13 protein-coding genes and 1 tRNA gene are annotated in these 21,212 nt (G+C 66.6%); 9 read left to right on the top strand and 5 right to left on the bottom strand.

Features of this window, described 5'->3' with window-relative positions:
• Nucleotides 1-38 precede the first annotated feature (38 nt).
• The 3 genes from G6032_RS04580 (at nt 39) to G6032_RS04570 (ending at nt 1,777) form a co-directional block, all read left to right on the top strand.
• Nucleotides 39-1,178, top strand: coding sequence for an FAD-dependent oxidoreductase (locus G6032_RS04580; RefSeq protein WP_165280965.1), 1,140 nt, complete (start codon nt 39-41; stop codon nt 1,176-1,178).
• Between the two features lie 45 nt (nt 1,179-1,223).
• Nucleotides 1,224-1,631, top strand: a complete 408-nt coding sequence (locus tag G6032_RS04575) for a Fur family transcriptional regulator (protein WP_165280964.1) — start codon at nt 1,224-1,226, stop codon at nt 1,629-1,631.
• Between the two features lie 70 nt (nt 1,632-1,701).
• Nucleotides 1,702-1,777, top strand: a tRNA-Thr gene (locus tag G6032_RS04570).
• A gap of 5 nt (nt 1,778-1,782) precedes the next feature.
• On the opposite strand, the gene glgX is transcribed toward G6032_RS04570, so the two are convergent.
• The 4 genes from glgX to G6032_RS04550 are packed head-to-tail and all read right to left on the bottom strand — an operon-like array spanning nt 1,783 to nt 12,753.
• Nucleotides 1,783-3,933 (bottom strand): glycogen debranching protein GlgX, encoded by a 2,151-nt coding sequence (glgX, locus tag G6032_RS04565; RefSeq protein WP_165280963.1) that lies wholly within the window; start codon nt 3,931-3,933, stop codon nt 1,783-1,785.
• Nucleotides 3,933-6,146 (bottom strand): 1,4-alpha-glucan branching protein GlgB, encoded by a 2,214-nt coding sequence (glgB, locus tag G6032_RS04560; protein WP_165280962.1) that lies wholly within the window; start codon nt 6,144-6,146, stop codon nt 3,933-3,935. The genes glgX and glgB overlap by 1 nt, the downstream gene beginning before the upstream one ends.
• Nucleotides 6,143-9,427 (bottom strand): maltose alpha-D-glucosyltransferase, encoded by a 3,285-nt coding sequence (treS, locus tag G6032_RS04555; RefSeq protein ID WP_165280961.1) that lies wholly within the window; start codon nt 9,425-9,427, stop codon nt 6,143-6,145. The genes glgB and treS overlap by 4 nt, the downstream gene beginning before the upstream one ends.
• On the bottom strand, nt 9,424-12,753 hold the full coding sequence (locus G6032_RS04550) for a maltotransferase domain-containing protein (protein ID WP_165280960.1): 3,330 nt from the start codon (nt 12,751-12,753) through the stop codon (nt 9,424-9,426). The genes treS and G6032_RS04550 overlap by 4 nt, the downstream gene beginning before the upstream one ends.
• Nucleotides 12,754-13,315: 562 nt before the next feature.
• Between G6032_RS04550 and G6032_RS04545 the strand changes: the two genes are divergently transcribed.
• The 5 genes from G6032_RS04545 to G6032_RS04525 are packed head-to-tail and all read left to right on the top strand — an operon-like array spanning nt 13,316 to nt 19,116.
• Nucleotides 13,316-14,962, top strand: a complete 1,647-nt coding sequence (locus G6032_RS04545; RefSeq protein ID WP_165280959.1) for a peptide ABC transporter substrate-binding protein — start codon at nt 13,316-13,318, stop codon at nt 14,960-14,962.
• A 46-nt stretch (nt 14,963-15,008) separates the two neighbouring features.
• A complete protein-coding gene (gene oppB / locus G6032_RS04540) occupies nt 15,009-15,932 on the top strand; it encodes an oligopeptide ABC transporter permease OppB (protein ID WP_165280958.1) in 924 nt (307 codons plus the stop codon).
• Nucleotides 15,929-16,843, top strand: a complete 915-nt coding sequence (locus G6032_RS04535) for an ABC transporter permease subunit (RefSeq protein ID WP_240901992.1) — start codon at nt 15,929-15,931, stop codon at nt 16,841-16,843. The genes oppB and G6032_RS04535 overlap by 4 nt, the downstream gene beginning before the upstream one ends.
• Nucleotides 16,843-18,687, top strand: a complete 1,845-nt coding sequence (locus tag G6032_RS15805; protein ID WP_165280957.1) for an ABC transporter ATP-binding protein — start codon at nt 16,843-16,845, stop codon at nt 18,685-18,687. Before G6032_RS04535 ends, G6032_RS15805 begins: the two co-directional genes overlap by 1 nt.
• Nucleotides 18,688-18,699: 12 nt before the next feature.
• Complete coding sequence (locus G6032_RS04525; RefSeq protein ID WP_165280956.1) at nt 18,700-19,116, top strand: thioredoxin family protein; 417 nt, start codon at nt 18,700-18,702, stop codon at nt 19,114-19,116.
• A gap of 12 nt (nt 19,117-19,128) precedes the next feature.
• Here the strand turns inward: G6032_RS04525 and ilvD are convergent, their stop codons facing one another.
• Nucleotides 19,129-20,799, bottom strand: a complete 1,671-nt coding sequence (ilvD, locus tag G6032_RS04520; protein WP_165280955.1) for a dihydroxy-acid dehydratase — start codon at nt 20,797-20,799, stop codon at nt 19,129-19,131.
• A 173-nt stretch (nt 20,800-20,972) separates the two neighbouring features.
• On the opposite strand from ilvD, the gene G6032_RS04515 reads away from it, so the two are divergent.
• Nucleotides 20,973-21,128: a hypothetical protein gene (locus G6032_RS04515; protein ID WP_165280954.1), complete on the top strand. Its 156-nt coding sequence runs from the start codon at nt 20,973-20,975 to the stop codon at nt 21,126-21,128.
• Nucleotides 21,129-21,212: the final 84 nt, after the last annotated feature.

Raw genomic sequence — 21,212 nt, 5'->3', positions numbered from 1 at the left:
GCTTCCCTGCAGATATGCGGAACCTTTAAGGTGCAGCCATGGCAATGCGAGGCACCGCGAAAACCAGGGGGGACGTCATCGTGATCGGCGGCGGCGCGCAAGGCATGCTCACCGCGCGGGCCTGTGCGATCGCGGGGCGCAAGGTCGTCCTGGTCGAGCGCGACAGGGTGGCCGGCGGCGCCTCACGGGCGGGTGGCGGCATCATGTCGCCTTTGGCGCCATGGGACGTGCCGCCCGCCGTGGATGCGCTGGCGGGCGTTTCGCTGCCGATGCTGCCCGAACTCGCGACGGCACTGGAGCGCGATACCGGCATCGATCCCGAATACCGTCCGAGCGGTGCCATCTACCTTGAGCCTGCGCAGCTCGAGATGGCACTGGCCTTCGCCGCCCGGCGCGACATGCGCGCCGAAGTCCTGGAGGCGGACGCGCTGGCGCGGCTCGTCCCCGCGGCCCGGCGCGGGGTCGAACGCGCCCTGTTGTTGCCGGACATCGCCCAGATTCGCAATCCCCGCTTTCTCGACGCGCTGGCCAGGGACCTGCGGCTGCGCGGCGTAGCGATTCTCGAGGGCGCGGGCGAGGTCAGCCTCGAGCATGGCAATGACGGGGTGAACGTGTCGGCCGGCCCGCACGGGATGCTCCGCGCGCCGGATACGGTCGTCGCGGCCGGGGCCTGGAGCGGCCGGCTGCTCGCGCCGCTGGAAGTGCGCCTGCCCCTGCGGCCGGTGCGCGGCCAGATCCTCTGGTACCGGGTGCAGCGCGGCATGCTGCGCCATATCCTGATGCGCGGCGAGCACTACGTGATTCCTCGCCATGACGAGGTGGTGCTGGTGGGCAGCACGGTGGAGGACGTGGGTTTCGATCTCGGCACGACCGCTGCGGCTAGCGAAACGCTGCGCAGCGCGGCTGCGGCCATGGTGCCCTTGCTCGGCAGTTTGCCGGTGCAGGGGCAATGGTCGGGGCTCCGGCCGGGTTCGCCCGACGGCATTCCATGGATCGGCCCGGTGGAGGGCATGCCGGGCCTCTGGGTCAACACAGGACATTTCCGCAACGGCGTGAACCTCGGGCCCGGCTCCGCCGCCCTGCTCGCGGCCCTGCTCACGGGCGCGGCGCCCCCACTGGACCCGGCGCCCTACCGTCCGCCGGGCCGGGATGGCGCAGATTTGCCCAGCCCCTTATAATGCGGCACTCTACTTATGCAACCCTCTGAATCGGCGTCGACCTCTATGGAACATCAGGACACGATCGCACATCGCCTGGCGCGTCACGGCGCCAAGCCGACGACCCAGCGACTGCAGCTCGCGGAGCTGGTTTTCGCGCGGCCGCAGCACCTCTCGGCGGAGCAGGTGTTGAAGGCGGCCCGTGTCCAGGGCATCCGGGTGTCCAAGGCGACGGTCTACAACACGCTGAACCTGTTCGTCGAATGCGGGCTGCTCAGGGAACTCGTCGTCGATCGCGACCGCGTCTATTACGATTCCACCGTCCACGCCCATCATCATTTCTACAACGTCGATACGGGCGAGATGATCGATATCCCGGCCGAGTCCGTGTCCTTCGCCGGCGTGCCCGCCGCGCCGGCCGGCACCGAGCAGGACGGCGTGGACGTGATCATCCGGGTGCGCAACCGCGACTGAGTCGCCTCCAGGCGTTGCCGCTGCGGGGGGCATCTCCTATACTTCGCGGCCTCTCGAAATCCCCTTTCGTGCCGGGGTAGCTCAGTCGGCAGAGCAACTGATTCGTAATCAGTAGGTCGGTGGTTCGATTCCACTCTCCGGCACCAACTCCTCACCGGGCGACGGCGGGTTCTTCCTGCTCCGCGTCGATCATCGCGAGCACCATGGCGCTGCGCTCCGGCAGGATGTGGGCAGCGCCCGGCGCGAACTCCCGGTTCACCTGTTCGGGATGCGCGGTATCGACGAGCGCGCGCCACCCGCCGCAGCCATTGCACCGGGGCAGGCGCACTTCGACCCCGTTTTCGGCGGCATTGAAATACATCAGCAGCACGGTCTCGGGCGGCTCGCTGTCGGGCGCCACGGCGCGACCGTTGAGCTGCATGCCGATCACCCGGGCATGGGGATCCTCCCAGGCTTCGGCCGACGCCTCCTGGCCTTGCGTGTCGAGCCACAGGATGTCCGGGATCCCTTCCTGCGAAGCCGTGCGCCCATGCAGGAAATGCTCCGCGCGCAGCGCGGGATGCGCGTGTCTCAGTCGCGCGAGGTCTCGCACGAAGGCGAAGCGGTCATGCTCGGTCTGGCCCGACGCGTTCCATTTCATCCAGCTTGTTTCATTGTCCTGGCAGTAGACATTGTTGTTGCCGCCCTGGCTGCGCCCGAATTCGTCGCCCATCAAGAGCATCGGCACGCCCTGCGAGACGAACAGGCTCAACAGCATGTTGCGTGCCTGGCGGGCGCGCAGTGCGCGAATCTCCGGGTCGTCGGTGGGCCCTTCGACGCCATGATTCGAAGAGTAGTTTTCGTCATGACCGTCCCCCCCGCTGCCGGCATTGGCCTCGTTGTGCTGCCGGTCGTAGGAGACGAGGTCCTGCAGCGTGAAGCCGTCGTGGGCAGTGACGAAATTGATGCTGGCCGTCGGCCTGCGCCCGGCATGGTCGAAAATCTGCGCGCTGCCGGCGACGGCGCGGGCGAAGTCCGGCAGCATGTGATCGTCGCCGCGCCAGAAACGTCGCACCGTGTCGCGGTAGAAGTCGTTCCATTCGCTCCACCCGGCGGGGAAGTTGCCGAGCTGGTGGCCGCCCGGACCGATGTCCCAGGGCTCCGCGATCAGTTTCACCTGCTGCAGGGCGGGGTCCTGGCCGATGGCGTCGAGAAAACCGCTGCCCGGATCGAAGCCCGCCGGCTCGCGGGCCAGGGTGGTCGCCAGGTCGAAACGGAAGCCGTCCACTTGCATCTCCTCGGCCCAGTAACGCAGCGAGTCCATCACCATCTGCAGCACGCGCGGGTGCGCCAGGTTCATGGTGTTGCCGGTGCCGGTCTCGTTGATGTAGTAGCGCGGCTCGTCGGGCATCAGCCGGTAGTAGCTCTTGTTGTCGATGCCCTTGAAGGACAGGGTGGGGCCCAGTTCGTTGCCCTCGGCCGTGTGGTTGTAGACGACGTCGAGAATGACCTCGAGGCCGGCGGCATGAAGCCGGCGGACCATCTGCTTGAACTCCTCGCGCTCGCCCGCGAGGTAGCGCGTTTCCGGCGCGAAGAAGCCGAGGCTGTTGTAGCCCCAGTAGTTGCGCAGGCCCTGCTCGAGCAGGTGGCGATCGTCGGCGAACGCATGGACCGGCATCAGCTCGACTGCGGTGACGCCGAGATCGAGCAGGTGGTCGATGACGGCGTCGCTGGCGAGCCCCGCGAACGTGCCGCGCCAGGCGGCCGGCACGTCGGGATGCAGCATGGTCATGCCGCGCACATGGCACTCGTAGAGCAACGACTGGCCCAGCGGCCGTCCGGGCCGACGGTGCTCGCCCCAGGAAAAGGCATCGTCCACGACACGGCATTTCGGCATGCGGGCGGCGCTGTTGCGCGTGTCGAAGGTGAGGTCCCGGGTCGCGGTGCCGACGCGGTAACCGAAGTTCGAGTCGCTCCAGCGCAAGCGGCCGACGAGTTCGCGCGCGTAGGGGTCCAGCAGCAGCTTGTGATGGTTGAAGCGATGGCCTTCCCGCGGCGCATAAGGTCCGTACACGCGGTAGCCGTACAACAGGCCGGGCCGGGCCTGCGACAGGTAGCCGTGGAAGACTTGCTCGGTATGGCCGGGCAGGACCAGGCGCTGGGTTTCGCGCTGGTTGCGCTCGTCGAACAGGCACAGCTCGACCTTCTCCGCATGGGCTGAGAACAGGGCAAAATTGACGCCGCGTCCGTCGAAGGTCGCGCCCAGCGGACGGTGGTGGCCGCTCTCGAGGCCGGTGAACTGCGGGGGCTGCGGGCGATTCATCAGGCGTCTGCGGCGGGATCGGGGCTCGCCGTGGATTCGAGGAACACCGTGGCCAGCGGCGGCAAGGTCAGTTCGACCGACTGCGGGTGGCCATGCGCCGGCACCGGCTGAATATCCACATGGCCGGCATTCCCCACGTTGCTTCCCCCGTAGACCGCCGCGTCGGTGTTCAGCCGCTCGGTGAAGCTGCCGCCGAACGGCACCCCGACGCGATAGCCATAGCGCGGCACCGGCGTGAAATTGCAGGCCACCAGGACTGCCGGATCACCGGCTCGGCCCTTGCGCAGGAATACCAGCACGCTGTTCGCGTCGTCGTTGTCGACGAGCCATTCGAAACCGGCGGGATCGCAGTCGCGCGCGTGCAGCGCGGGCAGGCTGCGGTAAAGCCGGTTCAGGTCGGTGAACAGCGCCTGCACGCCTCGGTGCAGGGGCTGCTCGAGGAGGTGCCAGTCGAGGCTCTGCTCGAAAGCCCACTCGCGCGCCTGGGCGATCTCGTTGCCCATGAAGTTCAGCTTCTTGCCCGGGTGGCCGAACATGAATCCGTAGTAAGCCCGCAGGTTCGCGAAGCGCTGCCACTCGTCTCCCGGCATGCGGCCGAGAATCGAGCCCTTGCCGTGGACGACCTCGTCGTGCGACAGGGGCAGCATGAAGTTCTCGGAAAATGAATACAGCAGGCCGAAGGTCATGTCGGCGTGGCGCCAGCGGCGATGGACCGGATCCTCGCTCATGTAGCGCAGCGTGTCGTTCATCCAGCCCATGTTCCACTTGTAGCCGAAGCCGAGTCCGCCCGCATGCACCGGCCGCGACACGCCGGGCCAGGCGGTGGACTCTTCAGCGATCACGCTCGCGCCGGGCGTCTCGGAGGCGGCGAGGGTGTTCAGGCGCCGCAGGAAGTCGATGGCGTCGAGATTCTCGTTGCCGCCATAGCGGTTGGGTACCCAGTCGTCGGCCTCCCGGGAATAGTCGAGGTAAAGCATCGAGGCGACGGCATCCACGCGCAACCCGTCGAGATGATACCTGTCGAGCCAGAACAGGCCCGAGGACAACAGGAAGTTGGCCACCTCGCGCCGCCCAAAGTTGTAGATCAGGGTGTTCCAGTCGCGGTGGAATCCCTGTCTCGGGTCGGCGTGCTCGTACAGCGCGGTGCCGTCGAAACGCGCCAGCCCGTGGGCGTCGGAGGGGAAGTGCCCCGGTACCCAGTCCAGCAGGACGCCGATGCCCGCGTCGTGAGCCGCATCGATGAAGCGGGCGAAGTCCTCCGGGCTGCCATGCCGGCTCGTGGGCGCGAACTGTCCGGTCGGCTGGTAACCCCAGGAGCCGTCGAAGGGGTATTCCGTTATGGGCAGCAGTTCGAGGTGCGTGAATCCCATCGCCGTGACATAGGGTATGAGCCGCTCGGCGAGCTCGGCGTAATCCAGCCAGCGGCCCCCGGGGCCGCGCATCCAGCTGCCGAGATGGACCTCGTACACCGATACCGGCGCATCCGGCGCGATCCGCGCCCCGCGTACGGCCAGCCAGTCGTCGTCATGCCACTGCAGCTTCGGCAGGCCGTGCACCTTCGATGCCGTACCCGGGCGCAACTCCGCGGCGAAGGCGTAAGGATCGGACTTCAAGGGTTGCAGTCGTCCCTCGGCGTCGAGGATCTCGTACTTGTAACAGTTGCCCGGCGCCACGCCCGGGATGAAGAGCTCCCAGGCGCCGGCTTCGGGCCTTTTGCGCATGGGATGGACGCGGCCATCCCAGCGATTGAAATCGCCGACCACCGAGACCCGCTGTGCATTCGGCGCCCAGACTGCGAACGTCGTGCCGGCGACGCCGTCGATCTCGTGCAAGTGGGCGCCCATGACGCGATAAAGCTGGCGATGGTCCCCTTCGGCGAGGAGGTGCGCATCCAGTTCACCGAGCAGCAGGCCGAAACGATAGGGATCGTCGAACTCGACAGGGCCGTCGGGCGTTTCGCCGCGCAGGCGGTAGCGGCCGGGCGGCGGGCCGTCCATCGCTGCGGTGAAAAAGCCGGCCGGGTGAACTTGTTCCATGGCCACGGGCTCGCCGTCCGCCGGGAGCACCCAGGCGCGGGTCAGCTCCGGACGGAAGATGCGCAGCACGGCGCCGTCGCCCGCGCGATGGGGGCCGAGCAGCGCGAAAGGATCCTGGTGCCGTCCGGCCACGAGGGCCTCGATCGCGGTTCGTGAGTTGACGTTCGTGCTGCTCATGAGCGTGACGCCCCCTTCGAGGCGGGCGTTTCCGCGATCAGCGCCCGAATCCCGGCCAGGGGAATGTCCAGCCAGTGCGGGCGGTTGGCCGCCTCGTACGCGAGTTCGTAACAGGCCTTCTCGAGCAGGAAGGCATCCAGCAGGCAGCGGGCATCCGCCTCGCGCTCCGGCCAGCTGCGGCAATCTCCGAGGTGTTCGCGGTACGCGGAGAAGAAGCGCGCCAACGCGGCGTCACGCCAGGCCAGGGCGTCTTCCAGCACGGCGTCGTCGTTGGCGGGCTGGCGGCCGATGTTCTTGTAGGCGGCCGAGTAAGCGGCATAGTCGAAGGAGCGTGCCATGCCCGCGACATCGCGCAGGGCCGAGGATTTTTCGCGCCGCTCCGCCAGGCTGCGCGCCGGCTCGCCCTCGAAATCGATGAAGTGGAAGTCCCGCTCCACCACCAGGACCTGGCCCAGGTGCAGGTCGCCGTGCAGGCGCGTCTTGAGCATCCCCGGCGTCACTCCGCCGGCGGCGTCGATTCTCGCGAGCACCTCGTCCTCGCTGGCCAGCACCTCGTCGGCGCGCTCGGCTGTCGCACCCTCCAGGCCGTCGCGCACGCGGCGCAGGGAGGCGAAGCCCTCGCGCGCCTGCTGCGCCGCCCGCTCCGCCCATCGTGCGAGGTCGGCCTCGCTGACGTTTTCAGGAGTGAACGCGGAGATCTCGGTGGGTCGCGCGAGCGCGCGATGCATTTCCGCGGTTCTCTGTCCCAGCCGCTCCACCAGCGCCAGGTTCTGTTCGTGGTCGAACTCGCCGCCGTGTTCATCGGGCTCGCTGTCGCGGGCCAGGGCGCGCCGGTCGAGCTCCCGGTCGAGGTAATCGGTCATGACCCGCCAGCCGTCCCCCTGGTTGAACAGGTAGGCCTGGGCGATGGCCATGAGCGTCTGCTCTCCGGAGGCTTCCTGCAGTTCCAGGCTGCCTAGCAGCGCCGGCGTGTTGGCGAAGCCCGCCTCGTGCGTGAGATAGCGGGCCATCTCGAGCTCCGGGTGGGTGCCTGCCGCGAGCTTGCGGAAGATCTTCAGCGCCACCCGGTCGCCGACGATCATCGACGTGTTCGACTGCTCCACGCCGAAGCGGCGGACTTCCGTGGTCTCGTCCAGCGGCAGCTCCGAAAGCGGCTCCCAGGCCTGCGCGCGGAACTCCCCGCCGTCTCCGTGTTGCATCGCCGCCAGGACGCTGCGGGCGAAATTGTCGTCCATGGTCGCATCCTGCAGCGCGCCCACGTGGCGGAAACGGCGTGTCTTGGCAAGGGTCCAGGCAAGCCTCGCGGAACCCGGGCGCAGCGCCCGCTCGTCCCAGGCGACGGACACCGGCAACTGGTAGCGGGTCGTGGTCTTGCCCTGGCGCACGCCCAGCACGAGCAGCAGCCACGGATCGGACGCTTCGCCCGGCAGGGCCACCGTGTGGTCGAGGCTGATTTCGTCGATGCGCTGGTCCTTGCCGGCGAACCAGCGATGTTTCGGCAGGTAATCCGGCAGGATCTCGGTCTCGAGCATCTTGCGGTTCTGCCCCGCGGTGATTTCTTCCAGCGACTTGCGCAGCACCAGCGTCAGGAAGCCGGGCATCGGTTCCGGGTGGTCCTGGTGCCAGTCGGGGGCATGGGCGCGGTCGAGCAGTTCGAACCAGAGAAAACCGTAGGCCGGCAGCGTCAACAGGTAGGGCAGTTCCCCGATCGGCGGGAATGCCGTCCTGCCGGACAACTCGATGGGAACGCGGCCGGCAAAGCGTGCCAGGTCCAGTTCCACCGCCTGGGCCGTGCGGGAGAGGTTCACGACGCACAGTACGGTATGGTCCTCGTGCTGGCGCAGGTAGGCGAAGATCTTCCGGTTGCCGGGGTAGAGGAATTCCAGGGTCCCGCGACCGAACGCACTGAATTCGCTGCGTACCTGGAGCATGCGACGCGTCCAGTTGAGCAGCGAACTGGAGTCGGCCTCCTGGCTCTCGACGTTGATCGCCTGGTAGCCGTAAAGCGGATCCTGGATCGTGGGCAGGTAAAGACGCTGGGGATGTGCGCGCGAGAATCCGCCGTTGCGGTCGAGCGTCCACTGCATCGGGGTTCGGACCCCGTCCCGGTCGCCGAGGAACACGTTGTCGCCCATGCCGATTTCGTCGCCGTAGTACAGCACCGGCGTGCCCGGCATGGACAACAGCAAGCCTTCCATCAGCTCGATCTTGCGCCGGTCGCGCTCCATGAGCGGCGCGAGGCGACGCCGGATGCCGAGGTTGATCCGCATGCGTTTCTCGGTGGCGTAGACCTCCCAGAGATAGTCGCGCTCGTCGTCGGTCACCATCTCGAGCGTCAGCTCGTCGTGGTTGCGCAGGAAGACCGCCCACTGGCACCCGTCGGGCACCTCGGGCGTCTGCCGGAGTATGTCGGTGATCGGATGCCGGTCTTCCATGGCCAGCGCCATGTACATGCGCGGCATGAGGGGGAAATGGAACGCCATGTGGCATTCGTCGCCCTGGCCGAAATACTCGGCGGTGTCCTCGGGCCACTGGTTGGCTTCCGCCAGCAGCATGCGATCCGGATAGTGGGCGTCGATTTCCGCCCGGATCTTGCGCAGCACCTCGTGCGTCTCGGGCAGGTTCTCGTTGTTGGTCCCCTCGCGCTCGATGAGATACGGGACTGCGTCGAGGCGCAAGCCGTCCACGCCGGCCTTCAGCCAGAAATGCAGCACGCCGAGAATGGCCTGCAGCACCTTCGGGTTGTCGAAATTCAGATCCGGCTGGTGGTGGTAGAAGCGGTGCCAGTAGTACTGCCCGGCCACCGGGTCCCAGGTCCAGTTCGACGCCTCGCTGTCGATGAAGATGATCCGGGTGTCCGTGTAATGATCGTCCGTGTCGCGCCACACGTAGAAGTCGCGCCAGGCGCTGCCTTTTTTCGCGCGTCGCGCTCGCTGGAACCACGGATGCTGGTCCGAAGTGTGATTGATCACGAGTTCGGTGATGACCCGCAGGTCGCGCCGGTGGCACTCCCGCACCAGCCTGCGGAAGTCGCGCATGGTCCCGTAAGACGGGTTCACCTCGCGGTACTCGGCGATATCGTAGCCGTCGTCGCGCAGCGGCGAGGGATAGAACGGCAACAACCAGACGGCCGTGACGCCGAGCGACTTCACGTAATCGAGCTTCTGTATGAGGCCCTCGAAATCGCCGATGCCGTCGTTGTCGGCGTCGAAGAAGGCCTTGATGTGCAACTGGTAGATGACGGCGTCCTTGTACCAGTCGGGTATGGTGCGATCGATCATTGAGAATTCCCGTGGGTTTGGCCGCCGGGGGGACGCAGCCGCCAGATCCGGACGGGCGATTCCGCGGGATCGAGCCGGATGTGCTGGATCTTTCCGTGCCAGGTGAAGCTGTGGCCGGCGAGCAGGTCCTCGACTTCGATGCTGGCGTCGTCCGGCAGGCCGAATTCCCACAGCGGCACCTCGAAGCTGGCTTCCTGCGGCCGGCGGTAATCCATGTTCGCCATGACCAGCAGGCAGTTGTCGCGCTCCGGCGTCGCCTTGAAGTAGTACAGGAGGTGCTCGTTCCAGGCGTTCAGGAACTGCACGTTGAGATGATCCCGTAACGCCGGGTTCTCCCGGCGCAGCGCGTTGAGCCGGCGGATCAGCGGCTTGATGTTGCCCGGACGATCGAAATCCCAGGCCTTGATCTCGTATTTCTCGCTGTCGAGGTATTCCTCCTTGCCCGGCAGCGGGGTCGCCTCGCAGATCTCGAAGCCGTTGTAGATGCCGTAGACACCCGACAGCGTGGCGGCCAGGGCGAGGCGCAGCTCGAAAGCCGGCCGCTCGTTGTCATGCAGGATTTCCGGGTTGATGTCCGGCGTGTTGACGAAGAAATTGGGGCGGAACACCTCGCGTTCCTCGCCGCTGGAGAGCTGCTCGAGGTACTCGCGCATCCCCGCCTTGGTATTGCGCCAGGTGAAATACGTGTAGGACTGGGTGAAGCCCAGCTTCGCGAGGCGCAGCATCACTTTCGGCCGTGTGAATGCTTCCGAGAGAAACACCACGTCGGGGTGCACGGCCCTGATCTCGCCGATGAGCCATTCCCAGAAGGGGAAGGGTTTCGTATGCGGATTATCGACGCGGAAAGTCTTCACGCCCTGTTCGATCCAGAAATCGAACACGCGCTTGAGTTCGAACCAGAGCCCCGGAATCGCATCCCGGTAGAAATGGACGTTGACGATGTCCTGGTATTTCTTGGGCGGGTTCTCCGCGTACTTGATCGTGCCGTCGGGCCGCCAGTCGAACCACTCCGGGTGGGCTTCCAGCCACGGGTGATCCGGCGAACACTGCACGGCGATGTCCAGCGCGATCTCCAGGTCATGGGCGTGGGCCGCCTCGACCAGGGCGCGGAAGTCCTCCAGGGTGCCGAGTTCCGGGTGGATCTCGGTATGGCCGCCTTCTTCCGCGCCGATTGCGTACACGCTGCCGGGATCCTGCGGCCCGGCATGCAGGGTGTTATTGCGACCCTTGCGGTGCGTGCGGCCGATCGGGTGAATGGGCGTGAAATAGAGCACGTCGAAGCCCAGGTCGCGCACGTAGGGCAGGCGCCGGATGACATCCCGGAAGGTGCCGTGGCGGCCCGGTTCGGGAGATTGAGAGCGCGGAAACATCTCGTACCACGCGGCAAATTTCGCCGCCGGCCGATCCACGCTGACCGCCAGGAGGCGCTCGTGCCGCGACAGGTTGCTGCGGGGCGCGGACTGGTCCATGAGCGCAAGGAGTTTCTCGCTCATCAGTGCCGAGTAACGGTCGCCGGGTGTCTCGATGGTGCCGATGCGTTGCACGGCGGCGGCGAGGTCGGAAGAGGCAGCCGCGGTCTGTGCGGCTTCCTTGACGAGGTCGGCGCCCTCGAGCAACTCGAGTTCGACGGCCTGGCCGGCCGCGACCTTCCTCGTCACCTCGTCGCGCCACGTGCGGAAGCGGTCGCGCCAGGCGATGACGCGGTATTCGAAGGTGCCCAGCCGGTCGACGGTGAACGTGCCTTGCCAGCGGTCGTTCGCGCCCTTCGCCATGCGCGCTTCGCGCCATTCGCCTGCGCCGGCTGCGCGGTACTGGACGGCCGCGCCGATCATCTCGTGGCCGTCGCAGAGAATGTCCGCAGTCACCTCCACGGTGTCGCCGATGATGCGCTTGACGGGGAAACGGCCGCAGTCCACCTGCGGGCTCACGTGCTCGATCGCGATGCGGTTTTCGGCCAGCGCCTCGAGCCGCGCGAGCTGGGCACTGCGGCTGCGGGGGCGCGGGCGGCGCGCCGGCGCTGCCGGCTGCAACCATAGCTGCACCGTGTTCGGCGGCAGTTCCACCGTACAGCCCGGGACCATCGCCTCATGGGCCTGGCCCGGGGTCGCATCCCGCCATTCACCGATGCCGGTGGCGCGCGTCACTTCCGCAGGATCGAGCAGCGCGGGGCGCGCCGGGTCGGGATTCAGCAGGATGACCGCATCCTGCCCGCCATCGCGCCGATGCAGGCCGACGACCGACGCATCGGGACTGGTGAAACGTCGTTGCGGGGCTTCCGTGCCGAGCACGGCGATGCGCGCCTTGAGACGGTTGGTGGCGGCGATGTGCCTGCTCAGGTCGAACGGCGCGGCGGCACGCTGGTCATCCCACTGGCCCGGCCGGCTGTCGCACACGTCGAGCGCCTGGGAGAAACCGTACTCGTAGCCCATCGGCATCATCACCCCGGCGGAGAACAGCGCCGTCCAGTCGTACTGGAAGGCATAGCGACGCTCGACTTCGGCGGGTTCCCGGCGGGCGAGTTCGGTGATCAGCCGGGGCGTGTCATGGCTCTCCGGAAACGCGATGCTCGGCGCCACGTGACGGAGGCGCTCGTATTGATCGAGAAGCCAGGGGGCACGGAAATCCCACCACTTCGCACTGTTGAACAGCAGGTCGAAACCGGCGGGCCCGAGCGCCTCGCTCTGTGATGGCGGACAGCCGAGCGTTTCTGCGGCGAACACCGTGGCGGGAGCGGCGCGGCGGATTTCGGCCAGGAGCCGGCGCCAGAACCCGGCCGGCACCTGGTAGGCGGCGTCGCAGCGAAAGCCGCCGGCCCCGCAAGCCGTGTAACGACCGGCGAGATCGGCCCAGAATGCGAGTTGCGCCTCGGTGTGTTCCGGACGGCCATAGTCGATGGCGGCGAGATCGTTCCACGTCACCATGCCCTGGGGCGCGGACGGATCCAGCGCGCCCGGGCTGGCGAGCTCGCCATCCGGGTGCCGGCGGAACCAGCCAGGGTGCGTCTCGACCAGCCGGGCGTCCTTCGCCGCGTGATTGATCACGAGGTCCACCATCACGCGCAGCCCGTTCTCGCGGGCGGCAGCGCAGAATTCGGTGAAGCGGCGATCCCAGGGCGCACCGTCTTCGCCAGCGACGACGGGATGCAACTGGTCGAAATCGCGAATGGCGTAGAGGCTTCCCGAGGCGCCGGGAAGGTGGAAGGGATTGATGTAGATCCAGTCGAACCGCATCCGTGCGATGCGGGGCAGATGCGCTGCCCAGTTGTCCATCGGTCCCGCCAGCAACGGGAACAGATTGTAGATACGCGGCGCTTGCGGTGCCGGCATTGATCCTCCGTGTGGCTGACGGCTCCCGCGCCCGCGACGGGGACTGGAAACCGGGTGCCGGTGACTCGGCAAGACATCGGCCGCAGGAAAAAAGCGCTGCGGCGACTCGATGATTCAAGTATAGGCAGCCCTCGGCATTTTGCCGGGGCGATGCAAGCAGGGGATCAACTTGACTTGAAAAACAACGCCTTGAGGACGTTGCTGCAATGCCGCAGGCGATGCCGCCCGAACACACGGGACGTGGGGGAGAGAGATCCCGGTCCGGCGTGGTCCGCCGGGACGGGATGCGTTGCTAGCCCTTCTTGGCCCGCTTCGCCGCGCGCTTCTCTTGCGCGGTCTTGGCGGGCTTTTTCTTGGTTTCCTTCTTGCGATCCTGGCCCTTGCTCATGTTCGTGTCTCCTGTCGCGGCATACCTGATCGGTCGCTCGTCGCAGCGACGAAGCGCTCGACCGCAGACTTTACGCCTGCGGAACCTCCCGGGGAATGAGGCGGTCTGATTTGGTCGGTATCGCGACCCCTGTGATAATGTTCCGCAGCCGAACCTGCCGCCACGTGAGAGCCGATGACCCCCAGCCGACGGATATTGCTTTGCAGCCTGCTCGCCGTGTTCGTCGTCGGCTGCGGCCAGCCGGATGCAGGCCGCGGGGATGCCGCGGCGCCCGTTGGCGGCCAGAGCGGGACTGAACTCGCCGCGATGCAGGTCCTGCATCGAGGCAACGGGGCCGAACCCCAGTCGCTCGATCCGCACAAGAGCGAAGGCGTGCCGGAGTCCAACCTGCAACGGGACCTGTACGAAGGGCTGACCAACGACTCGGGCGTGGCCGGGCTGGAGCCGGGGGCTGCAAGTTCCTGGGAGATCAGCGAGGACGGCCTGGTCTACGTCTTCAAGATGCGGGAGGACGGCCGCTGGTCGAACGGCGACCCGGTCACGGCGCATGACTTCGTCTACGGGCTGCGACGCTCGGTCGATCCGGCGACGCTGTCGAACTACAGCATCATGCTACGGCCCATCCTCAATGCCGAGCAGATCATCGCCGGGGAACTGCCGCCCGAGGCGCTCGGCGTGCGCGCCATCGACGACATGACCCTGGAAATACGGCTCAACGGGCCGACGCCTTATTTTCTCGGCGTGCTGAACCACTCGGCGAGCTATCCCGTGCATCGGCCCAGCGTCGAAAAGTACGGCGATCGCTGGGCACGGCCCGGCCGGCTGGTATCGAACGGCGCGTATCGGCTGCGTGACTGGGTGATGCAGTCGCATATCGTCCTGGAGCGCAACGAGCACTACTGGGACAACGAGAACACGACCATCGACGAGGTCTGGTACTACCCGATCGAGAACCAGTCCACTGAGTTGCAGCGCTACCGGGCCGATGCGCTCGACATGACTTACGACCTGCCGTTTAGACAGCTGTCGTGGATCCGGGAAAACCTTCCGGATGAACTGGTGATCAGCGAATACCTCGGCATTTATTACTTCGGGCTCAACGTGACCCGGGAACCCTTCAAGGACAATCCCGAGCTGCGGATGGCGCTCAATCTCGCCGTGGACCGGGAAATCCTCACCCGCCAGGTGACCACCGCCGGCGAGATCCCCGCCTACGGCTGGGTGCCCAACACGGCCAATTACACGCAGTACGTTCCCGAATGGGCGAGCTGGACGCAGGAGGAGCGGGTCGCCGAGGCGCGACGGCTTTATGCCGCCGCGGGCTACTCGACCGAGCAGCCGTTGCGCCTGCAGATTCTCTACAACACGCACGAGAACCATCGCACCATCGCGGTGGCGGTGTCATCCATGTGGAACGAGGCGCTGGGCATCGAGACGGAACTGGTGAACGAGGAGTGGAAGGTGTATCTCGAGACCCGCCGCCTCAAGGAGAACACCCAGGTGTTCCGCGCCGGCTGGATCGGCGATTACAATGACGCCTTCAATTTCGCGGAGATCATGCACTCCGACAGCGGGTTGAACGATTCAGGCTGGAAAAATGCCGAGTACGACGCATTGCTCGCCCAGGCCGCCGCCGAATCCGACATGGAGAAGCGTGCCACCTATCTCGGCCAGGCAGAACGCGTCCTCATCCATGACACGCCCCTGATCCCCTTGTATTTCTATGTCACGAAACGGCTGGTCAAGCCCTGGGTCGGCAATTACAGGCCACACATCCAGGATTTCATCCTCACCAAAGACCTGAAGATCCTGGCGCACTGATGAGGCGCGCGACGATAGCAGGCATGGATCGCCACGGGAGAGCCGCGTGCTGCGCTATGCACTGACCCGATTCGTCGGCGCCATCCCGACGCTGTTCATTCTCATCGCCGTGGCGTTTTTCATGATCCGCGCGGCGCCGGGCGGACCCTTCGACGCGGAGAAGGCGCTCCCCGCGGAGATCGAGGCCAACCTGCGCGCCGCCTACCACCTCGATGAACCGCTGGTGCAACAGTTCGGCCGCTACGTCTGGAACATCGTGCGCGGCGATTTCGGGCCGTCCTTCCAGTACAAGGACTTCACCGTGACGGAGCTGATCGCGGCGGGTTTCCCGGTGTCGCTGCGGCTCGGCGGTTCCGCCATGCTGCTGGCGCTGCTGGTGGGCATTTCAGCGGGCACCATCGCGGCGCTGCGCCAGAATTCGCGGACCGATCACGCCGTCATGGCCGTCTCGATGACCGGCATCTCGATTCCCAACTTCGTCATGGCGCCGTTGCTGATCCTGTTCTTCGCGGTGTATCTCGGCTGGTTGCCCGCCGGCGGCATCGGTGACGGCAGTTGGCGACACATGATTCTCCCCGTGGTATCCCTCGCGCTGCCGCAGATCGCCTACATCTCGCGGCTGACCCGCGGCAGCATGATCGAGGTACTGCGCAGCAACTTCGTTCGCACCGCGCGCGCCCAGGGATTGCCCGAACGCACCGTCGTCCTGCGCCATGCGCTGAAGCCGGCGTTGCTTCCCGTGGTGTCGTACCTCGGGCCCGCCACCGCGGCCGTGATCACCGGCTCCGTGGTCATCGAGCAGATTTTCGGCGTCCCCGGGCTGGGTCGCTATTTCGTGCAGGGCGCGCTCAATCGCGATTACACGCTGGTCATGGGGGTGGTCGTGTTTTACGGCGCCCTGATCATCCTGTTCAACCTGCTGGTCGATCTCGTCTATGCCTGGCTCGATCCGAAGGTGAAATACGCATGAACCGCGAGATGCCGCTCGCCACGGTGCCGGCCGGCAAGCCGGATGGCGGAATCGAGCCCGTGAAGGGCCGGAGCCTGTGGGTCGATGCCTGGAACGTGCTGCGCCGGAATCGCGCGGCAGTGGTCGCCGGCGGGCTGATTCTTTTCATGGGGGTGGCCGTGATCGTCGGGCCCTGGCTGTCGCCCTGGGCCTACGACCACACCGACTGGGCGAACACCTCCATCGGTCCCGACTGGGAGAGCCGCCACTATTTCGGCACCGATGCGCTGGGCCGCGACCTGTTCGTGCGCACCCTCTACGGGGGGCGGATCTCGCTGATGATCGGCGTGGTCGCCACGCTGGTGAGCCTGTTGATCGGCATCAGCTGGGGGGCCACCGCGGGCTATCTCGGCGGGCGCGTCGACCACGTCATGATGCGCATCGTCGATATCCTCTATGCCATGCCTTTCATGTTCTTCGTGATCCTGCTGATGGTGTTCTTCGGCCGCAACATCATCCTGATTTTCGTCGCCATCGGCGCGATCAACTGGCTCGACATGGCGCGTATCGTGCGCGGCCAGACGCTGTCTTTGAAGCACAAGGAGTTCGTCGAGGCGGCCGAAGCCCAGGGCGTGGCCACCTTCAACATCCTGCGCCGCCATATCGTGCCGAACCTGCTCGGCGTGGTGGTGGTGTACGTGACGCTGACGATCCCGCAAGTGATCCTGGTCGAGAGTTTCCTGAGCTTCCTCGGACTCGGCGTGCAGGAGCCGATGACGTCCTGGGGCGCGCTGGTGAACGAAGGGGCGCAGGAAATGGGCACTGCGCCGTGGATGCTGGTGTTCCCGGCGGTGTTCCTCGCGGCGACGCTGTTCTGTTTCAATTTCGTCGGGGACGGGTTGCGCGACGCGCTCGACCCCAAGGACCGCTGATGTCATTGCTCACCGTCGAGGGCCTGAACGTACGTTTCCAGACGCCGGATGGCGAGGTCCACGCCGTGCGCGATCTCGGCTTCGAGCTGGCGCGCGGCGAGACGCTCGGGATCGTCGGCGAATCCGGCTCGGGCAAGAGCCAGTCGATGATGAGCCTGATCGGCCTGCTGGCCTCGAACGGCCGCGCGGAAGGCTCGGCGCGCTTCGACGGGACCGAGCTGATCGGCATGCCGCTGGGCCCGCTGCGCAAGGTGCGGGGCCGGCGGATCGGCATGATCTTCCAGGACCCGATGACCTCGCTGAACCCGTACATGACGGTGTTCGACCAGATGTCGCAGGTGCTGGTCCACCACGAGCGCCTCAGCCGCAAGGAGAGCCGCAAGCGCTGCATCGAGCTGCTTGACGCGGTCCATATCCCCGAGGCCGCCAAGCGGATGGACATGTATCCGCACGAGTTCTCCGGGGGGATGCGCCAGCGCGTGATGATCGCCGCGGCCATGCTGTGTCGTCCCGACCTGCTGATCGCCGACGAACCCACCACGGCGCTGGACGTTACGGTGCAGGCGCAGATTCTCGAGCTGATGCGTGACGTGCGCCGCGACTTCGGCACCGCGATCATCCTGATCACTCACGATCTCGGCGTGGTGGCCGGGTTGTGCGAGCGCGTGCTGGTCATGCACGGCGGCGAGGAAAAAGAGTCCGGTCCGGTGGATGACATCTTCTACCGGCCGCAGCATCCGTATACCCGCGCGCTGCTCGCCGCCGTGCCGCGACTCGACCAGGCGGAGATCAGCCGGCTCGCGTCGCTGGACGAAGCCGACGGGGAATCCGCGGTCGAGCAGGCGCTCATCGAGCGGCGCGAACCTGACCTCGATGCGCCGCCCCTGCTCGATGTGTCCGACCTGCACGTGCACTTCAGGCTGGCGCCGGAGACGATCCTCGGCAAGACACGCGTGCTGCGTGCGGTCAACGGTGTCGAGCTGGCGCTGCGGCCCGGGGAGACCCTCGGCGTGGTGGGGGAGTCGGGTTGCGGCAAGTCCACGCTGGCGCGTGCGGTGCTCAGGCTCGTTCCCGCCACCAACGGGCACATCAGCCTGCTGGGGGAGGAGATCACCGGCAAGGACAAGAAGGCGATGCGCATCCACCGGCGCGACATGCAGGTGGTGTTCCAGGATCCGCTGGCTTCGCTGAACCCTCGCATGACCATCGGCGACATCGTCGCCGAGCCCGTGTGGACGCATTTTCCGTCCACGCCGCGACGCGAGGTGCGACAGAAGGTCGAAGCGATTCTCAGCCGCGTCGGCCTCGGCCCGGAGCACGTCAACCGCTATCCACACGAGTTTTCCGGCGGGCAATGCCAGCGCATCGGCATCGCGCGGGCCCTGGTGCTCGAGCCGAAGCTGGTGATCTGCGACGAGCCGGTCAGCGCGCTCGACGTGTCCATCCAGGCGCAGATCGTCAACCTGCTGATGGACCTGCAGGCGGAAATGAACCTGTCCCTGGTATTCATCGCCCATGACCTCGCGGTGGTGCGCCACATCAGTCACCGCATCATGGTCATGTACCTCGGGCGGGTCGTCGAGGTGGCCGACCGCGTCGCGCTGTATGAAAGACCGATGCATCCCTACACGCAGGCCCTCATCCGGGCTGTGCCGATCCCGGACCCCGAGCTCGAGCGCAACAAGCCGCACGCCCCGCTGCAGGGCGACCTGCCGTCGCCGGTCGATCCGCCGTCCGGCTGTGCGTTTCGCACGCGCTGCCCCATCGCGGTCGGCCGTTGTGCCGTCGAGACCCCTGAGCTCAGGCAAGTGGGCGATCACCTGGTCGCCTGTCACGAGGTCTGAGGTGTCGGTGTCATGAAAAAGCCGGCCCTCTGGACCGTTACCGTGCTGCTGTTCGCAGTCGCCCTGTATTTCGGCGTCGGCGCGATCAGCCAGGAGGCCGAGCGGTTCACGCCGCAGCGTTTCGCCGCCCTGCAGGCGCAGGACGCCCTGGTGCTCGTCGAGATTCACGCCACCTGGTGCGTCACCTGCCGGCGCCAGCGCGAGATCGTGCGGCGCTACCGCGAAGCGCATCCCGGGGTCGACCTGGTGCTGCTGAGCATCGACTTCGACACCCAGAAGTCGGCCGTCGAGGCCCTCGGCGCCCGTTACCAGTCCACCCTGGCGCTGTATCGCGGTCGCGAACGTCGCTGGTACGCCGTCGGCGAAACGCGCGAGGAAGTGATTTTCGCGGCGCTGAACCAGGCGGCCGGGAGCGCGGACGGTCGCTAGACCCCTGCCGGGCTAACTCAACACCGCCCCCCGCGACGCACAGCTGACGAGGCGGCCGTACTTGCCCAGCACCGTGCCGGGCTTCTCGCCCGCCGGGGGTCGCCAGTGGGCGAGGCGCTTCTCGAGTTCGGCGGGATCGATCCGCAAGGTGATCTCGCGGCGCCGGGCATCGATCTCGATCTCGTCGCCGTCCTCCACCGCGGCGATCGGCCCGCCGGCGGCGGCTTCCGGAGCGACATGGCCGACCACGAAGCCATGGCTGCCGCCGGAGAAGCGTCCGTCGGTGATCAGCGCCACGGAGTCGCCCAGCCCGCGGCCGATGATGGCGCCGGTGGGGGAGAGCATCTCCGGCATGCCCGGTGCCCCTTTCGGGCCGAGATAACGGATCACCACGACGTCACCGGCGACGATTCCGCCCGCGAGGATGGCCTGCAACGCGTCCTGCTCGCTGCCGAAGACCCGTGCCCGGCCGACGAATCGCTCGCCTTCCTTGCCGCTGATCTTGGCGACGGCGCCGGCGGGCGCGAGGTTGCCCTTGAGTATCACGAGGTGGCTGTCCGGCTTGATGGGATTGTCGAGGCTCCGCACGATGTCCTGGCCGGCCGGGTAGGGCGCCACGTCCGCCAGGTCCTCGCCGAGGGTCCGCCCGCTCACCGTCAGGCAGCCGCCGTGCAGCAGGCCGGCGTCGAGCAGGGTTTTCATCAGCGGCCGGATCCCGCCGATCTCGATCAGTTCGGACATCAGGTAGCGGCCGCTGGGCTTGAGATCGGCGAGCACCGGGACGCGCGCGCCTATGCGGGTGAAGTCATCGAGTTCCAGCGGTACGCCGGCCGCGTCGGCGATGCCGAGCATGTGCAACACGGCATTGGTCGAACCGCCGAGGGCGATGGTCACCGTGATGGCGTTCTCGAAGGCTTCGCGCGTGAGGATGTCGGACGGCTTGATGCCCTTCGCCAGCAACTCCAGGACGGCGGCCCCTGCGCGACGGCAGTCTTCCGCCTTCGCGTCGCCGACGGCCTCCTGGGCGGAACTGTTGGGCAGGCTGAGCCCGAGCGCCTCGATGGCCGAGGCCATGGTATTCGCCGTGTACATGCCGCCGCAGGAACCCGGGCCGGGGATCGCCGTGCGCTCGACCTCGCCGAGTTCCGCATCCGAGACGGTCCCCCGTGCGTGCCCCCCGACGGCTTCGAACACCGAGACGATGTCGCGCCGCTTCGCCCCCGGGCGAATGGTGCCGCCGTAGACGAACACCGCGGGCCGGTCGAGACGCGCCATGGCCATCACGCAACCCGGCATGTTCTTGTCGCAGCCGCCGATCGCAACGAAGCCGTCGAAACCCTCCCCCGCGACCACCGCCTCGATCGAATCGGCGATGATTTCGCGTGACACCAGCGAATAGCGCATCCCAGGGGTGCCCATGGAGATGCCGTCCGACACGGTGATGGTGTTGAAGATCACGGCCTTGCCGCCGGCGGCATTGGCGCCGGCGGCAGCTTCGCGGGCCAGGCCGTCGATGTGCATATTGCAGGGAGTGAGCTCCGCCCAGGTCGACGCGATGCCCACCTGGGGCTTGCCGAAGTCGGCATCGGTGAAGCCCACGGCGCGCAACATGGCCCGGCTCGGGGTCCGTGTCACGCCGTCCACGACGGGGCTGGAATACCTGCGGGAGCGTTGGTCACTCATGGTGAATTTTCTTCCTTGCAAGATAAGGTGCGTATGCATCCCCGCGGAGCCCCACGGGGCACTGGCGGCGGGCCGAACGAAAGATTACGTGAAAAAAAGGGTTGACACGACGGAAAGTATCATGATTAGAATCCGCCCAAGTTGAATGCATCGCAGCAAGCGTCACGGAAAAAATGAACAACGGCAAGACCTATCGCGGGATGAAGAAGAGGGAGCGGCTGACCGCCGTCGCCCGCCCGCTCGCGCGTCTTTCCCTGCGACCCGTCGACATGCTTCTTGGCCTCATTATCGTGATTCTCGTACTTGGGAAGAGCGGGGTCATGGTTTAGGAAGGCGAAGCAGCAGCAAACAACCGAACCATAGAACCCCGCAACCGAAAGGCTGCGGGGTTTTTCGCTTTAAGGACCGGAAAA

This window comes from Wenzhouxiangella sp. XN24 (genome assembly GCF_011064545.1).
Classification (GTDB): domain Bacteria; phylum Pseudomonadota; class Gammaproteobacteria; order Steroidobacterales; family XN24; genus XN24.
This window is presented reverse-complemented; position numbering and strand designations above follow the sequence as displayed.

Coding starts and splice junctions, on each gene's coding strand:
- G6032_RS04580 (WP_165280965.1), top strand. CDS start 39: ATGGCAATGCGAGGCACCGCGAAAACCAGGGGGGACGTCATCGTGATC.
- G6032_RS04575 (WP_165280964.1), top strand. CDS start 1,224: ATGGAACATCAGGACACGATCGCACATCGCCTGGCGCGTCACGGCGCC.
- glgX (WP_165280963.1), bottom strand. CDS start 3,933: ATGAATCGCCCGCAGCCCCCGCAGTTCACCGGCCTCGAGAGCGGCCAC.
- glgB (WP_165280962.1), bottom strand. CDS start 6,146: ATGAGCAGCACGAACGTCAACTCACGAACCGCGATCGAGGCCCTCGTG.
- treS (WP_165280961.1), bottom strand. CDS start 9,427: ATGATCGATCGCACCATACCCGACTGGTACAAGGACGCCGTCATCTAC.
- G6032_RS04550 (WP_165280960.1), bottom strand. CDS start 12,753: ATGCCGGCACCGCAAGCGCCGCGTATCTACAATCTGTTCCCGTTGCTG.
- G6032_RS04545 (WP_165280959.1), top strand. CDS start 13,316: ATGACCCCCAGCCGACGGATATTGCTTTGCAGCCTGCTCGCCGTGTTC.
- G6032_RS04535 (WP_240901992.1), top strand. CDS start 15,929: ATGAACCGCGAGATGCCGCTCGCCACGGTGCCGGCCGGCAAGCCGGAT.
- G6032_RS15805 (WP_165280957.1), top strand. CDS start 16,843: ATGTCATTGCTCACCGTCGAGGGCCTGAACGTACGTTTCCAGACGCCG.
- G6032_RS04525 (WP_165280956.1), top strand. CDS start 18,700: ATGAAAAAGCCGGCCCTCTGGACCGTTACCGTGCTGCTGTTCGCAGTC.
- ilvD (WP_165280955.1), bottom strand. CDS start 20,799: ATGAGTGACCAACGCTCCCGCAGGTATTCCAGCCCCGTCGTGGACGGC.
- G6032_RS04515 (WP_165280954.1), top strand. CDS start 20,973: ATGAACAACGGCAAGACCTATCGCGGGATGAAGAAGAGGGAGCGGCTG.